Below are 14,164 nucleotides of genomic sequence, written 5' to 3'. Positions count from 1 at the left end.
TCCCTGTGGCAGCTCTGTAAGGGGGAGCAACCTTTGGAAGTATATAGCAGTGTACAGGACCTCATCGGGAACACACCCATCGTGGAACTGACGAACTTCCCGCTGAAGGAAGGGGTCCGGCTTTTCGCGAAGTTGGAATTCATGAATCCGGGTGGGAGTGTCAAGGACCGTCTTGGAAAAGAGCTACTTGGAGATGCGATCCGGACCGGCAAGATCAAAAAAGGCGGGACACTCATAGAGCCCACGGCTGGCAATACGGGTATCGGACTTGCACTGGCGGCTGTGAGTTCAGGCTATAAAGTGATGTTTTGCGTACCGGAAAAGTTCTCGGTCGAAAAGCAAACCCTCATGAGGGCCCTCGGTGCTACGGTAGTGAACACCCCGACAGCCGACGGGATGAAGGGGGCCATCGCCAAGGCCGAACAGCTGCTGAAGGAGGTCCCGGGCTCGTATTCACCTGCCCAGTTCTCGAATGTTGCAAACCCCATGACCTATTACAAGACACTCGGTCCGGAAGTCTGGAGGCAGTTGGACGGACGGATCGATACGTTTATAGCGGGCGCCGGTACAGGTGGTACATTCATGGGGACGGCGCGATTCCTGAAAGAGCAGAAGCCATCGCTCAGGACCGTCATCGTCGAGCCTGAAGGTTCCATCCTTAACGGAGGTCCTTCCGGTTCCCACCGCACAGAAGGAATCGGCATGGAGTTCCTGCCGGACTATATGGATCCATCTTATTTCGAAAGGATTCATACGGTGAGTGATAAAGATGCGTTCACCATGGTCAAGGAGCTGGCCGGAAGAGAAGGCCTTCTCGTCGGAAGCTCTTCCGGTGCGGCCATGTATGCGTCACTCCTCGAAGCAGAGCAGGCTGAACCCGGGTCCCATCTCTTGACGATCTTTCCGGATTCCAGCGAACGATACTTAAGTCAGGATATCTATGAAGGAGGAAGTTCAGAATGAAAAAGAAAACGAAACTGATCCACGGTGGCATTCCGACAGATCCACAAACGGGTGCGGTTTCCACGCCGATCTATCAGGTAAGCACATATAAGCAGGATGAAGTCGGTAAGCATAAGGGGTTTGAATATTCCCGTTCAGGAAATCCGACCAGGCATGCACTTGAGGAATTAATCAAAGATCTTGAAGGCGGAGAACGCGGATTCGCATTCGGTTCCGGCATGGCCGCCATCACAGCCGTCATGATGTTGTTCAACAGCGGTGACCACGTCGTCCTCACAGATGATGTATACGGAGGCACCTACCGTGTGATGACAAAAGTATTGAACCGCCTCGGCATAGAATCGACATTCGTCGATTCCAGCAATCCGGCGTCCATCGAAGAAGCGATCCGTGAGAACACAAAAGCGGTCTATATCGAGACCCCGACCAATCCGCTTCTGAAGATCACGGATATCAAAGAAGCAGCAGCTCTTGCAAAGAAGCATGATCTGCTCACGATCGTGGATAATACGTTCAGTACGCCATACTGGCAGAATCCTCTTGCCCTCGGTGCAGACATCGTTCTTCACAGTGCCACCAAGTACCTTGGAGGTCACAGTGATGTCGTGGCGGGACTCGTGGTCGTGAATTCCGATCAGCTTGCAGAAGATCTATTCTTCGTTCAGAACTCTACGGGCGGGGTCCTGGGTCCACAGGATTCATGGTTGCTCATCCGTGGGATCAAGACGCTTGGACTCCGTATGGAAGAGCACGAAATCAATACGAAGAAAATCGTCGACTTTCTCCTGCAGCATCCAAAAGTATCCAAAGTTTATTACCCTGGAGTTGAATCACATCCGAACCACGAGATTGCAAAAGCGCAAGCATCCGGCTTCGGCGGTATGGTGTCGTTCGATGTGGGCAGCGAGGCGAATGCTGACCGTCTCCTCACCAATACGAAATATTTTACTCTCGCAGAAAGCCTTGGTGCAGTGGAAAGCCTGATTTCCGTGCCAGCCCGCATGACGCATGCATCGATTCCGAAGGATCGTCGTGACGAACTAGGCATTACGGATGGCCTCGTCAGGATCTCCGTTGGACTTGAAGACGTGGAAGATCTCATCGAGGATATCGATCAAGCGCTCTCTAAATAAGCTGGCAGGAATGGCATCAATTACATGAGGGGCGACCCCTCCGGATATGTTACCATAGATTGTGAGTTAACTAGTCCGAAAGTAGGTGTCGACGATGGATAAGAACATCTTTGAACAGAAGCGATCCGACTATAGACGGTTTGGATTCACCCTTCTCTATTTGAGCGTATTCTTATATCTGGGCGTATTGATCCCCGGCATTTCAGATACCGCGGTGAAATTGTACAGCCTCATGGGCATGACCATGGTCTTACTGATTGCTTCCTTTACTTTTTTCAAAAAAGCAATCATGTATCAAAAACGAATAATGGAAGACGAATAAGGCTGAGATAAAAGCGTTTTATAGCAAACCCGAATTCATTCGCCAAGGATCAGGCAAATGAATTCGGGTTTTTTTAGATATTTATTCATTGCTTCGAGCGGTTGATTGGAGTGCAAGACGGAGACTCCTGAGGGAAGAGTGATCCCGCAAGCCTAGTGTGTAGGCTCACGCGCTACCCGCGGAACGCGAAGTCTTGGACGGAGATCATGACCGGTATAAAGGATTAAGTTGATCGTATGAAAAAAACATTTTCAAAAAAGTGGTTTACTTTTCCATTATAATTGGATATACTAACCAATGTAAGAAAAATATCACACGGAAACGGAGGTCGAGTAACATGATGATGATCAAAGGAATCAACGCCGTACAACTTCATATTACCATTCGACCGACAGTGGGATATCTTTCATTCTGACCAATATGTGAATGAATGCCGCAGGGAGAATGCATCTTCCTGCGGCTTTTTTGTGCGCCGCCGGGAAGGGAGTCCCTGCGGTTTTTTCATGCAAAAAAACAACACTGGAAAGGGGGGATCGCCATGACTCTGAACTTACTATTCGTGACGCTTACGTTGAAAAAGAAGCGTACGTCATTCGAAGAAGCTACACATAATGAATCGGTCTCGAAGCATTTCGAAGAAACCAAGACAAGACAGCAACACTTCACATCACATACGCTGTAATACCTGTACGATCAAACCATAGGGAGGAGAATGAACATGATTTTTATACAAGTGAAAAGGCTGAATGCGCTCTGGGTGGAGAAGGACACAGCCTAACGAACGTGAAGGGTTGGTGACAGGATGTTTTTGACCATCTCGATTTGGACAGTGATGATCGGCAGGTTCTTCAAGAAGAAGCGGATGCCGGAATAATGAAGAAAGCGGGTCCGATACCGGACCCGCTTTTTCTATTCGCTTTTTTTCGGAAGCTGGATGGCAGGGGAGCTTCCGCTGCCGTTCCCGCTATAAAAGTCCGGGACTTTCCCTGGTATGAACAGATCGCCGATTTTTACTTTGTTGGCCACCTTGATCGTTTTGGTCCGCCTCGGAATGATTACATTCATTTCAACCGAAATGTTGATATACACTTCGAGATAGGTGTTATTGATCCCGACCACATTTGTTTGTGTTTCTACATTCGATTGCACGTCCCCGATGATCATGAACTGGATGGGGATCTGCGGGCCCATATTGGCAAGGAGTGTATTATTCGCTGCAAGGCCGAGGGGCACATAATACACAATGCCTTTTGCATCTTTGCTTTTCTCAAAATCGATTTCCGTCTCAGAGGTAAAGGCCTCGAGCTTTTCCAGGTCGCCTTTCTCCACATAATCAAGGTACTGCTGGACCCTTTCGGTCGATTCTGCGATCAGCTTGTTGTATATACCCGGGTCGAAGCTATAGCTGGGCTCTCCGCCGGTTTCATGTTTGACGATCAACTGATTGATATCCACCTCTTCAGAGATGTTTTTGGAAATGGAATCGTTGATGGCCTGGGCGGCGAACTGCCGGGTCGTTGTTTCAGCGATTTCCATGAGTGCGGGCTCGATGCCCCTATTGATCATGTACAGACTCTGTACCGTCATCAGCACGAACACGATGAACGATATGATGAAGACATGCCGTGCAGGTAGGGGAGATCGTTTCGGTCGTCGCTTCTTGAACATACCGTCACCTCTCTTCACTCTCACTATATTGTCAGGAGTTATTGATTATGACTGGAGGAGAGGACACATATCTGTCAAAGAATCGCAACAGGGTGTTCATGAATGGAAGGATTCATGAGGCACTTGCGGTGATATACTGACCGTAAGGACGTAGCAATGGAAGGAGTTTTGCGTCATGTTTTCCATGATTATGGGTCTGGTGGTGACCGTGGCGATCGGGTTGATCATCACGGCAGAAGTCGGTGCAGAGTAAGGGGGCGGAGGCCCTCTTTTTTTATGGAGGAAAAGTGGCAGAGACCACAAAGGAAAGATGAAACATGGTAAGCGGCCACCTTGGGAAAGGGCCGCCTTTTTATGTGGTGAAAAGGACAGAGAGCTCCGCATATAGTAGGTCTATATTCATAAGTGGGAAGGGGGCAGATATGTATTCAATCGTTGTGATCATCCATGTATCCACAGCTCTCATCGGTTTCGGACAGACGTTCTTATTCCCCTTTCTGCTACAATTCCCTCGTTCAGAAGAAGGAGCAAGGACGGTCCTCGGGCTCCTTGGGGGAATGGGGACACTAGCGAAATGCAGTGATTTCATCCTGTTGGGTAGCGGTATCGGCATGGTGATCCTCGGCTATCCTTTCGAGCCTTGGATCATCGCTTCCCTGATCCTCTTCTTCATCATGCGCTTTTCGTCTGCTGTCCTGTCAAGGAAGGCCGCCCTATCATTGTGGGAAATGCTCAATCAGGAAAGCGGCCCATATTTTATGGAGGAATACCGGAAGCGCATGGCCCTGTTCCTTCCGAAAGTGTGGTTCACACAGGCCATCAATATCACAATCATCCTGCTCATGATTTTGAAACCATAAGCCTCCACCATACGTAAGACAGATAAGGGAGATCCTTCCTGATAAGTCCTATCTGTTGTCATCTCGTATAGGGACTTTGCATGAAGTGATTGAAAGGATTTTCCAATAGTAGTATAGTAAGTAGGGACTATTTTTTCATTTTTCCGAAAAGTTAACCGAAGGAGGGGAGAAAAATGAAGAAAATGATTCAGCTCGGCGCCCTCATTCTTGGAGTGACGATGGCAAACATCGTGATATTTTCCCCCGGCTTTATCGGCTTGGCCCTGACGGGGGGTGCCCTTGAAGCAGCGCTCGGTGCATCGATCCTCACGGCCAGCGCCATAGGTGTCCTTTACGGAGTGTATGCGCTTCGTTTCAAGGAAGAAGAACCGCTCCAGATCCTATCTCTTGCCTCAGATGAAGACTACAAGGAAGCCCTCTCCAGATTCTTCGGGAAAAAGTCGCTTCGTGAAGATCTTCACTATGCCATCGAGCAGGTGGACCGCCTGGAACAGAAAAAAGCCTCCCTTCAGCAGGCGATCAATGACCGGTTCCAGCAAGGTGAAATGAGTCACCGGAAATTCAGCCACACGGTCCTTGAGGTGGAACAGCTCTTTTTCCAGAACGTAAGGAATCTCTTGAACAAAGCGGGTGCCTTCGATGAGCGGGAATACAAATCCGTCCGGTCCAAGGATCCGCGCCTCAGTCAAACCCTCCTAGCCGAGAAGACATCCCTGTACAGAGAGTATCTGTTCTTCATCAAACAGGCAATCGAGATCAATGAAGAAATCATTCTCGATCTCGATAAGCTGCTGCTTGAAATCACCCGTCTCAATACTGTCACCATCGAAGATATCGACAACATGGCCTGCATGAAGGAAATCCATTCCCTCATCAATCAGACAAAGCTCTATAAAACATAAAGAAAAGGGGAAACGTATGATGAAAAAAGGAAAATTCCTGCTCGTTTCCGGTCTAATCGTCCTGTTGGTCTTCGGTGGTGTCTTCTTCGGGATCAAACTCACCTCCAACCTCGGGAAAACCGATAAGCAGATCACGGCAGAAAGTGCAGATAAACAGCTGGATGAACTATACGGTAAGATTGACGTGACGAAAGAAAAGCCGATCAAAGGTCAAATCGATCTCGACCCGGCGGATGCAGCTTCCGAGCTTCCGGATATCTCGAAATTCCCTCTTACCGTAGAGGGGACGGGGAATACGACGGTCGAAATCTTTTCCTCTACAGAAAAATCCGGGAAGGGGAAGGAAGGATGGCTGAATAAAGTAGCGGAAGACTTCAATGCCTCGGGCGCATCGGGCCAGGTGACCATCCGCAGTATCGCATCCGGGACGGCGACAGAGTACATCACATCAGGGAAAAGCATTCCTGACGCCTTCGCTCCTTCCAATGAACTGTGGGGGGAAATGGTCAAAGCCTCCGGAGTGGAGTCCAACCTGATCGAAAAGCGCCTTGTCGGGAATGTGCCAGGCATCGTGATCTCAAAGAAAAAACATGATCAGCTCATCGAGAAGTACGGGTCCGTGAATGCGAAGACCATATTGGAAGCCATGACCGAGGATGAATTCGCCATGGGGTATACCGATCCGTTCGCAAGCTCAACGGGATTGAACTTCCTCATCACCGGCCTCAATACTTTCGACAACAAAAACGTCCTGAGTGACGATGCCGTGAAGGGATTTGAATCGTTCCAGGCCAATGTCCCTTTCACAGCCTCTACGACCCTGCAAATGAGGGAAGCAGCCAAGTCAGGGATGTTGGATGGATTCGTACTTGAGTATCAGACTTATACGAACGCTTCCGATCTAAAAGATTCCTATGAATTCGTGCCGTTCGGTGTCCGACACGATAACCCGTTATATGCCCTTGGGGAGCTCCCTGCAGAAAAGGTCAAAGTGCTTGAAGAGTTCGCTCAATTCGCCAAGCAAGACCGTTACGAGGAGCTTGCCAAAAAGGATGGCTTCAATGGGTTGGAAGAGTATCAGTCCGAAATGAAGCCCCTCGACGGAAGCACCATCACCTCCGCCCAGAAAATCTGGAAGGAAAAAAAGAATGGCAGCCAGTCGATTGCCGCCGTTTTCGTAGCGGACGTATCGGGAAGCATGGACGGGGAATCGCTTAATAAGCTGAAAGAGTCTCTCCTCAAAGGACAAAAGTATCTTGGGAAAGACAATTCAATCGGTCTGGTCAGTTATTCGGATGATGTGGCCATCAATATGCCGATCAAAAAATTCGATGTGAATCAGCAATCCGAATTCGTCGGGGCTGTGGAAAGCCTGCAGGCCAATGGCGGTACGGCCACCTATGACGGAATCGTGGTGGCCATGAAGATGCTCCAGGATGAGCTCGGGAAGAATCCGGATACACGCCCCCTCATCTTCGTGTTGAGCGACGGGGATACGAATCAGGGGAATTCATTGAAGGCCGTCCGGCCCCTGATCGAAGCGTACAAAATCCCGGTGTATACAATCGGGTATAACGCGGACCTCAAGGCGCTCGAAACCATTTCATCCATCAATGAGGCCGCCAGCATCAATGCCGATACCGACGACGTCGTCTATAAGATCCGAAATCTGTTCAACGTCCAATTATAGGAGGGGATTGTATGAGCTTTTCCATGAGTGTGACCACACAAGAAGAAGTGAAAAAGGTAATTGAACAAGAGGTCAAACCTGTGCCTGAGGAAGTAAGGAAGCTTCAGGCAGCGGCGGAAGCGAACGTCCAGGCGGTCCTGAACCTCGACCTCGATTCCCTTGAGAAGAAAAAGGAAATCCTTGCTTCCATTGATTCATTCGGGATGGACACCCTGCGATCGTCTTCGAGCAAAAATGCCCTCCTGCAGGTATCAGTGGGCAATCTATCGAAGACGGGTGATGAGGGCGGACAGGTGGCCAAAGGGCTGAGCGACCTTCAAATCGAAATCAAGGACCTCGACCCGAGCATGATTGATTTTGCCAAGACGGGACTCCTCGGGAAGCTGTTCAATCCCCTGCGGGCCTACTTCGCCAAGTATCAGAAAGCCGACACCGTCATATCCGATATCGTTGAGTCACTGGAGAAGGGCAGGAATGTCCTGAAAAATGACAATACCACCCTTGAAATCGAACAGCACGCCCTCAGGGAGCTGACCAAGGTGCTTCAGAAGGAAATCGAACTCGGCTCCCTCATGGACGCCTCCATCGCCGCACAGGTGGAAGTGGCACGTGAGAAGGGGGAAGATCCCGATCGGGTCCGGTTCATTGAAGAGGAAATCCTGTTCCCTCTCCGCCAGCGGGTCATGGACCTGAACACGATGCTCGTCGTCAACCAGCAGGGCATCATCGCTTATGAAATGGTCGTGAGGAACAACCGGGAGCTCATCCGCGGCGTCGACCGGGCGAAAACGGTCACCATCTCCGCCCTCCGGATCGGCGTGACCGTCGCAAGTGCCCTGTACAATCAAAAGATCGTCCTCAAGAAGATCGAAGCACTGAACGCGACGACGAATACGATCATCGCCGGGACTTCGAAAATGCTGAGAGATCAAGGGACCGCCATCCAGAAGCAGGCGATGGTAGCGAATATCTCCGTCGACACCCTCAAGACCGCCTTCAGCGATGTCATCGAAGCCATGGACTCGATCTCCACCTACAAGCGAGAGGCCCTTCCGCAGATGCGGGAAACAATCAACCAGTTCAAGGAGCTCGCCGCAACAGGGGAAGAGCAGATCCAGCGCCTGGAGAAGGGATCGAAAATCCAGTTCTGAATCATCACAAAAGAAAGCCCGCCGGCTCCGTCATATTGACGAACCGGCGGGCTTTCACTGTTCAGATGATCATTTTCCCCGTTTCTCTTTCTCCTCTCGGTAAAACTCATGGAACATCTTCATCAGGGCCCGCTTTTCGATCCGGGACACATAGCTCCTCGAGATGTTCAGTTCCTTCGCGATCTCCCGCTGTGTCTTCTCTTCTTTCAAGTCGAGTCCGAAACGGCCGACGATGACCTCTTTCTCCCGGTCATCCAGGACGCAGATGTATTTCCGGACCTTCTCCAGTTCCATGCTGAGCTGAATTGTATCGATCACATCATCGGCTTCCGATTTAAGGATATCGATGAGGCTGATCTCATTCCCTTCTTTATCCTGACCGATCGGATCGTGAAGGGAGATATCCTTTTTCGTTTTCTTGAGTGCCCTGAGATGCATAAGAATCTCATTCTCGATACAACGGGCAGCATAGGTGGCAAGCTTCGTTCCCTTACCCTCGGAATAGCTCTCGATCGCCTTGATCAGCCCGATCGTGCCGATGGAGATAAGGTCTTCGGGGTCTTCTCCGGTGTTTTCGAATTTCTTCACGATATGTGCCACGAGCCTAAGATTATGCTCGATCAGCATATTCCTCGCGTGCTCATCCCCTTCTGCCATGAGCCGTAAGTATTTCCGTTCCTCTGCTGCCGATAGCGGTTGTGGAAAGGCGTTATTCTTTACATAGGAAACAAGGAAGAACAATTCTTTCACGAAATAGCCGAGCGCTGTCAGAACTCCAGACATGGTTCCACCTCCAAAAGGACTTTTGCCTATAACCCATACCTATGTTAGCGAGTGGAGTCTCTTGCATGTCCTCTGGAAGTAAGGGGAAAGGGATTTGATGAATAGCCCCGGAGAGAGTCTTTACACAAGATTTGGATTCCATTTGATCATGATCAACATGATGATGGCATGCAAGAAAGAAAGGAAGAACAACGTAATATAAGGAGTCAAAAGGTCCACCGCATCCACCTCAAATGGTTCATCGTAAACGTGCAGGATGAGTAATCCGATCATTCCGGAAAAAAGTCCGTTAAAGACGACGGTTGAATACATAGAGGATCTGTAAAAGGAGGAACGGGAAAGGGAACAGATCACCAGGCCATTCACTGCAATGGACACGCAGAAGGCTGATGATACAGTGTACAAAACGTAATGGTCAGCACGTTGAAAAATTAGCAGTCTACCTGCAATAATCATAGACCCCTAAGCAGAAAAGAATAAATTTCTCATCCATCACCACTCCTTTTACCGGAATCAAGTGTATCAAAAGTATACGCTGTAAGGATAAAAAAGGAAATCGGTATTTTGAAAGATTCATCTTATACAAAGAAGTATGGTTCAATGGGATTTATCAATAACCACCCACGAATGTATACTTCCGCATGTGATTTGTGAAAAGCACTTCTTTGAGTAGGACAAGGGTTGGAAAACGACAGGGGAGTTGGTGAAACGCCTATACCCGTGCGTCCCAACCTACATATACTACCTACAGGAAGTACGGGAGGGGGGAAACCCATGTACGGATATCCATGCTATGGACCGGGCTATCCAGGTTACTACGGTGGAGGCGGCTATCTGTTCGCCCTCGGTGTCATCCTGTTGATCTTGCTTTTCCTTTTCGGAGGCTGGTGGTACTATACGACCTGCTGCTGCTGATCAATAGGAGTTGCCGCGGTGCTCCTTAGGCGGGGATGCACCCTGGTATGATACGTATAAAAAAGGATGCCCGGTTCTTACGCGAACCGGGCATCCTTTTTTTATATAATGGTTTTCATACTTTTTTGATGGTGAACGGGCTGACCATCAAAAGGGACATAAGGATCATCGTCGTCAGGATGATCCCAACCGGTACATGGGGAATGGCGAGATAGGAAAGGGTCACAAGGCAGCCTGCTGCCGTGATGGGAAGCCCTGTAAAGTAACCGGCATTATCGGTGATGTTGAAGCGGGCAAGTCGATAGGCGCCGCAGCCGATATAGAAAATCATGAAGAATGCCCCTACCACACCCAATGACTGGAGCGCGGCATAATACATGAGTACAGCCGGTGCCACCCCGAATGAAACGATGTCGCTCATGGAATCGAGCTGTTTGCCAAGATCTGACTCTGCGTTCAGCTTCCTGGCCACCATCCCGTCGAAACGGTCCGTGAGAGCAGCGATGAAGATGAATAATAAGGCCTGATGAGGCTGGTTATGCAGGACAGAGACAATGGCGAACCCCCCAAGGGACAGGTTGAGTAGCGTCACGAAATTGGCTGCATGGGCTTTCAGTTTTTTTACGGTTTGATCAAGTGCTTCGGAGAGAAACAATGAACCTCACTCCTTATTCAAAGAAAAAGATAATATAAGATATAGTATATGACATTGTTTTATTATATACTTATTAAACTGTGAACGTTAAGGGTTTTTCAAAAATCGTACTTTTTTTCAAATGTCTGGGACTTTTGGGCTGTGCCCATCCCTGTTGACGATAAAGGAGTTGGAAGTTGTTGAAGCAATCTCTTTACCGGTTGTGCATCGAACTGACGAATAAAAAGTGGTCCTCTTTTTTGCTCCGTCGGTTTGTTCGATCAAAAGCAAGCAGGAAGCTGATCCCTTCGTTTGCCAAAACCTACGGGATCAATACGGAAGAAATGGAGCAGTCCATCGAACTCTATCCGAGTCTTCATGAATTCTTCATCCGCAGACTGAAACCGGGCGCACGGACGATCCAGGCAGGGGAGGCCGCTGTGGTCAGTCCCGTGGATGGTGTCATGGCAGAAACGGGTGTGATCACGGATCAGCTCGAAGTAACGGTGAAAGGCAAGCCTTACTCCATCCTGGATATGTTGGGTTCTGATGAGAAAGCAGCACCGTATATGGGGGGATCCTTCGCCGTATTTTACCTGAGCCCTGCGAATTACCATCGCATCCACAGTCCGGCAAACGGAGAGGTCATCGGCAGATGGGAGCTCGGAAAGCACTCCTATCCCGTCAACGAACTCGGCCTCCGTTACGGAAAGGAAACCTTATCAAAGAACTATCGGTCCATCACGGAGCTGCGTCATCCCGGAGGAAGGATGGCCGTTGTCAAAGTCGGGGCCATGTTCGTTAACAGTGTCGATTACGTCGTGGATCGGAACGAATGGATCCAGGGCGAGGAAGTCGCCTACTTCAGCTTCGGGTCCACCGTGATCCTTCTGTTTGAAAAAGGCCGCTTCTCCTTCGACGGGGATACCGCCCCTCGTGAAGTAAGGGTCGGGGAGCATTTGGGTAGCTTCATGTCAAAATAAACGGGACGGATGAGCATCCGTCCCGTTTATCCGTATTAAGATGAAGCCTTGATTTTATTCGTAAGGGAACGTCGGTGAATTTCCATTTCGATGAGGCGAATGAATTCTTTGCTGAGATTTAATTCTCTGGCCTTATAATAGGAATCGATCAACAATTCATCGGATAATTTCCTCATGACTCCACCTCCCATACTTTTACTACCGTGCTCTTGCTGTAACTAAACTTTACCAAAATTAAAAAGACAGAACAACTGTTCCTTTATCCACATGTCTCCGTGGATATCTTGTGGTTAACCTGTATACAACTGGTAAAATATTGGGTGATTCGTAAGTGAATAATGTGTATAACGTTATCCACAGTCGAGAGCAAAGTTGAATTTTGTCGAAAAATATTTGATTTTCCTCACATATTTTCCCCTTCCAATGAATACATGCGGGTTTACTTTGAAAGTCATGGGGAAATTGGTTATCATTAATCTGTTATACAGTAAGCGTGCGGAAGACTGAGATGTCAAATGACTATAAATATGAGGTGTTTGCTTTGTTAAAACAATTTTTGCCTGATGAACAGGTACAGGATATATTTGCGATCCGGCCGGAGGATCTGAAAGAAAAAGGAATCAAGGCAATCATCACGGACCTTGACAATACTTTGGTCGAGTGGGACCGCCCGAATGCCACCCCGAAGCTGATCCAATGGTTCAAGGAGATGCAGGAACATGGGATCCTTGTGACGATCGTTTCCAATAATAACAGGATGCGCGTCGGGTCTTTTGCCGATCCCCTCGGTGTCCCGTTCATTTTCCAGGCGCGCAAGCCCATGGGACGGGCATTCAAACGGGCGATCAGGCAGATGGATGTCAGGAAAGAGGAGACGGTCGTGATCGGCGATCAGCTGCTCACTGACGTGCTGGGGGGGAACCGGAGCGGCTTTCATACCATTCTGGTCGTTCCTGTGGCTCAGTCGGACGGATTTATGACGAAATTTAATCGCAAAGTCGAGAGAAGGATCATGAACTTCTTCAAACGAAAAGGCATGATCGGTTGGGAGGATAAAAAGTGAGTCAAGTTGTATGTATAGGCTGCGGAGTCGAGATTCAGACGGAAGACAAGGAAGGATTGGGGTATGCACCCCCATCTTCCTTGAAGAAGGATGAAGTCATCTGTCAGCGCTGTTTCAAGCTGAAGCATTATAATGAGGTGCAGGACGTTCCCCTTACGGATGACGACTTCCTGAAAATCCTCAATGAAATAGGCGATTCAGAAGGGTTGATCGTCAAAGTCGTTGATATTTTTGATTTCAACGGCAGCTGGCTTCCGGGGCTTCACCGCTTCGTCGGTTCGAATCCAATCCTCCTTGTGGGGAATAAAGCCGATCTTCTTCCTAAATCGGTCAAGCATTCAAAGCTTACCCAGTGGATGAAGCATGAAGCGAAACAGCTCGGACTGAAGCCCGTCGATGTCAAATTGGTGAGTGCTTCACGCGGCCAGGGAATCGAAGAAACGATCCAGGCCATCGAAGAGTACCGTGAAGGCCGTGATGTGTATGTGGTCGGATGTACCAACGTAGGGAAGTCCACGTTCATCAACCGCATCATCAAGCAGGTTTCAGGGGAACAGGACGTCATCACCACATCGCATTTCCCGGGAACGACCTTGGATATGATCCAAATTCCACTCGGGGAAGACGAATACCTGATCGATACACCGGGAATCATCAATCATCATCAGATGGCCCATTTTGTGAACAAGGGTGATTTGAAGATCATCACACCGAAGAAGGAAATCAAGCCGAGGACGTTCCAGTTGAATCCGGAGCAAACGCTATTCTTTGGCGGGCTTTCCCGTTTCGATTTCCTGAAGGGAGACCGTCAGGCATTCACCTGCTATTTCTCCAATGAGCTGAATATCCACCGGACGAAGGTGGAAAAAGCAGACGAGCTCTATAAAAATCATGCCGGTGAGCTGCTTCAGCCGCCCCGCATCGAGGATATGGATACGTTCCCTGAGCTTGTGAAGCATGAATTCAAGATCAAGGAAGGGAAGACCGATATCGTGTTTTCCGGACTTGGTTGGATCACGGTGAACGAACCGGGAGCTTACATCGCTGCCCATGTACCGAAAGGGGTCAGCGTCTTCCTAAGAAAATCATTGATCTAG

At 49.1% G+C, this 14,164-nt stretch carries 17 protein-coding genes; 12 read left to right on the top strand and 5 right to left on the bottom strand.

The window, feature by feature from the left end; translation table 11 throughout:
• Window positions 1-33 precede the first annotated feature (33 nt).
• The 4 genes from ABJ225_RS07565 to ABJ225_RS07550 all read left to right on the top strand — a co-directional run bounded on the left by ABJ225_RS07565 (window position 34) and on the right by ABJ225_RS07550 (window position 3,100).
• Window positions 34-963 (top strand): PLP-dependent cysteine synthase family protein, encoded by a 930-nt coding sequence (locus ABJ225_RS07565; protein ID WP_347319246.1) that lies wholly within the window; start codon window positions 34-36, stop codon window positions 961-963.
• Window positions 960-2,096 carry a bifunctional cystathionine gamma-lyase/homocysteine desulfhydrase gene (locus ABJ225_RS07560; RefSeq protein WP_347319244.1) on the top strand — a complete coding sequence of 379 codons (1,137 nt, stop codon included), beginning with the start codon at window positions 960-962 and terminating at the stop codon, window positions 2,094-2,096. Before ABJ225_RS07565 ends, ABJ225_RS07560 begins: the two co-directional genes overlap by 4 nt.
• Before the next feature lie 94 nt (window positions 2,097-2,190).
• Window positions 2,191-2,418, top strand: a complete 228-nt coding sequence (locus tag ABJ225_RS07555; RefSeq protein ID WP_218246258.1) for a YrhC family protein — start codon at window positions 2,191-2,193, stop codon at window positions 2,416-2,418.
• A gap of 538 nt (window positions 2,419-2,956) precedes the next feature.
• Window positions 2,957-3,100, top strand: a complete 144-nt coding sequence (locus tag ABJ225_RS07550; protein ID WP_179125840.1) for a YrzI family small protein — start codon at window positions 2,957-2,959, stop codon at window positions 3,098-3,100.
• Window positions 3,101-3,327: 227 nt separating this feature from the next.
• On the opposite strand, the gene yunB is transcribed toward ABJ225_RS07550, so the two are convergent.
• The gene (gene yunB / locus ABJ225_RS07545; protein ID WP_048006174.1) at window positions 3,328-4,086 is read right to left on the bottom strand and encodes a sporulation protein YunB; all 759 of its coding nucleotides are present in this window, start codon (window positions 4,084-4,086) and stop codon (window positions 3,328-3,330) included.
• A gap of 422 nt (window positions 4,087-4,508) precedes the next feature.
• Between yunB and ABJ225_RS07540 the strand changes: the two genes are divergently transcribed.
• The 4 genes from ABJ225_RS07540 to ABJ225_RS07525 all read left to right on the top strand — a co-directional run bounded on the left by ABJ225_RS07540 (window position 4,509) and on the right by ABJ225_RS07525 (window position 8,689).
• Window positions 4,509-4,946 (top strand): hypothetical protein, encoded by a 438-nt coding sequence (locus ABJ225_RS07540; protein ID WP_347319241.1) that lies wholly within the window; start codon window positions 4,509-4,511, stop codon window positions 4,944-4,946.
• 173 nt (window positions 4,947-5,119) lie between these two features.
• Window positions 5,120-5,848 (top strand): hypothetical protein, encoded by a 729-nt coding sequence (locus tag ABJ225_RS07535; protein ID WP_238281566.1) that lies wholly within the window; start codon window positions 5,120-5,122, stop codon window positions 5,846-5,848.
• Window positions 5,849-5,864: 16 nt separating this feature from the next.
• The gene (locus tag ABJ225_RS07530; RefSeq protein ID WP_347319239.1) at window positions 5,865-7,538 is read left to right on the top strand and encodes a vWA domain-containing protein; all 1,674 of its coding nucleotides are present in this window, start codon (window positions 5,865-5,867) and stop codon (window positions 7,536-7,538) included.
• An 11-nt stretch (window positions 7,539-7,549) separates the two neighbouring features.
• Entirely contained in the window at window positions 7,550-8,689 is a 1,140-nt protein-coding gene (locus ABJ225_RS07525; protein ID WP_347319237.1) for a toxic anion resistance protein, read from the top strand.
• Between the two features lie 69 nt (window positions 8,690-8,758).
• On the opposite strand, the gene sigK is transcribed toward ABJ225_RS07525, so the two are convergent.
• Together sigK and ABJ225_RS07515 are read right to left on the bottom strand one after the other, a co-directional pair.
• The gene (sigK, locus tag ABJ225_RS07520; RefSeq protein ID WP_048016280.1) at window positions 8,759-9,472 is read right to left on the bottom strand and encodes an RNA polymerase sporulation sigma factor SigK; all 714 of its coding nucleotides are present in this window, start codon (window positions 9,470-9,472) and stop codon (window positions 8,759-8,761) included.
• A gap of 120 nt (window positions 9,473-9,592) precedes the next feature.
• Entirely contained in the window at window positions 9,593-9,877 is a 285-nt protein-coding gene (locus ABJ225_RS07515) for a hypothetical protein (protein ID WP_218246253.1), read from the bottom strand.
• Between the two features lie 369 nt (window positions 9,878-10,246).
• On the opposite strand from ABJ225_RS07515, the gene ABJ225_RS07510 reads away from it, so the two are divergent.
• Entirely contained in the window at window positions 10,247-10,387 is a 141-nt protein-coding gene (locus tag ABJ225_RS07510; RefSeq protein WP_162838944.1) for a hypothetical protein, read from the top strand.
• A gap of 115 nt (window positions 10,388-10,502) precedes the next feature.
• Here ABJ225_RS07510 and pssA read toward each other — a convergent pair whose 3' ends face one another.
• Window positions 10,503-11,042 carry a CDP-diacylglycerol--serine O-phosphatidyltransferase gene (pssA, locus tag ABJ225_RS07505; RefSeq protein WP_218246252.1) on the bottom strand — a complete coding sequence of 180 codons (540 nt, stop codon included), beginning with the start codon at window positions 11,040-11,042 and terminating at the stop codon, window positions 10,503-10,505.
• A gap of 176 nt (window positions 11,043-11,218) precedes the next feature.
• On the opposite strand from pssA, the gene ABJ225_RS07500 reads away from it, so the two are divergent.
• Window positions 11,219-12,004, top strand: a complete 786-nt coding sequence (locus ABJ225_RS07500; RefSeq protein WP_311284433.1) for a phosphatidylserine decarboxylase — start codon at window positions 11,219-11,221, stop codon at window positions 12,002-12,004.
• A gap of 35 nt (window positions 12,005-12,039) precedes the next feature.
• Here the strand turns inward: ABJ225_RS07500 and sda are convergent, their stop codons facing one another.
• Window positions 12,040-12,180 carry a sporulation histidine kinase inhibitor Sda gene (sda, locus tag ABJ225_RS07495; RefSeq protein ID WP_048006165.1) on the bottom strand — a complete coding sequence of 47 codons (141 nt, stop codon included), beginning with the start codon at window positions 12,178-12,180 and terminating at the stop codon, window positions 12,040-12,042.
• A gap of 332 nt (window positions 12,181-12,512) precedes the next feature.
• Here sda and ABJ225_RS07490 point away from each other — a divergent pair, with 332 nt between their 5' ends.
• Window positions 12,513-13,067, top strand: coding sequence for a YqeG family HAD IIIA-type phosphatase (locus tag ABJ225_RS07490; protein WP_048006164.1), 555 nt, complete (start codon window positions 12,513-12,515; stop codon window positions 13,065-13,067).
• Window positions 13,064-14,164 carry a ribosome biogenesis GTPase YqeH gene (yqeH, locus tag ABJ225_RS07485; protein ID WP_347319233.1) on the top strand — a complete coding sequence of 367 codons (1,101 nt, stop codon included), beginning with the start codon at window positions 13,064-13,066 and terminating at the stop codon, window positions 14,162-14,164. Before ABJ225_RS07490 ends, yqeH begins: the two co-directional genes overlap by 4 nt.

It is taken from the genome of Rossellomorea sp. RS05 (genome assembly GCF_039822645.1).
In the GTDB taxonomy this organism is placed as follows: domain Bacteria; phylum Bacillota; class Bacilli; order Bacillales; family Bacillaceae_B; genus Rossellomorea; species Rossellomorea marisflavi_B.
The sequence above is the reverse complement of the archived record's forward strand: the minus strand, read 5'-3'. Positions and strand labels throughout refer to the sequence as shown.

What these genes read in the sequence shown, in the direction of transcription:
- sda (WP_048006165.1), bottom strand. Translation starts at nt 12,180, where the DNA reads ATGAGGAAATTATCCGATGAATTGTTGATCGATTCCTATTATAAGGCC.
- ABJ225_RS07525 (WP_347319237.1), top strand. Translation starts at nt 7,550, where the DNA reads ATGAGCTTTTCCATGAGTGTGACCACACAAGAAGAAGTGAAAAAGGTA.
- ABJ225_RS07540 (WP_347319241.1), top strand. Translation starts at nt 4,509, where the DNA reads ATGTATTCAATCGTTGTGATCATCCATGTATCCACAGCTCTCATCGGT.
- ABJ225_RS07550 (WP_179125840.1), top strand. Translation starts at nt 2,957, where the DNA reads ATGACTCTGAACTTACTATTCGTGACGCTTACGTTGAAAAAGAAGCGT.
- ABJ225_RS07510 (WP_162838944.1), top strand. Translation starts at nt 10,247, where the DNA reads ATGTACGGATATCCATGCTATGGACCGGGCTATCCAGGTTACTACGGT.
- ABJ225_RS07555 (WP_218246258.1), top strand. Translation starts at nt 2,191, where the DNA reads ATGGATAAGAACATCTTTGAACAGAAGCGATCCGACTATAGACGGTTT.
- sigK (WP_048016280.1), bottom strand. Translation starts at nt 9,472, where the DNA reads ATGTCTGGAGTTCTGACAGCGCTCGGCTATTTCGTGAAAGAATTGTTC.
- ABJ225_RS07535 (WP_238281566.1), top strand. Translation starts at nt 5,120, where the DNA reads ATGAAGAAAATGATTCAGCTCGGCGCCCTCATTCTTGGAGTGACGATG.
- ABJ225_RS07490 (WP_048006164.1), top strand. Translation starts at nt 12,513, where the DNA reads ATGTCAAATGACTATAAATATGAGGTGTTTGCTTTGTTAAAACAATTT.
- ABJ225_RS07530 (WP_347319239.1), top strand. Translation starts at nt 5,865, where the DNA reads ATGATGAAAAAAGGAAAATTCCTGCTCGTTTCCGGTCTAATCGTCCTG.
- yunB (WP_048006174.1), bottom strand. Translation starts at nt 4,086, where the DNA reads ATGTTCAAGAAGCGACGACCGAAACGATCTCCCCTACCTGCACGGCAT.
- ABJ225_RS07560 (WP_347319244.1), top strand. Translation starts at nt 960, where the DNA reads ATGAAAAAGAAAACGAAACTGATCCACGGTGGCATTCCGACAGATCCA.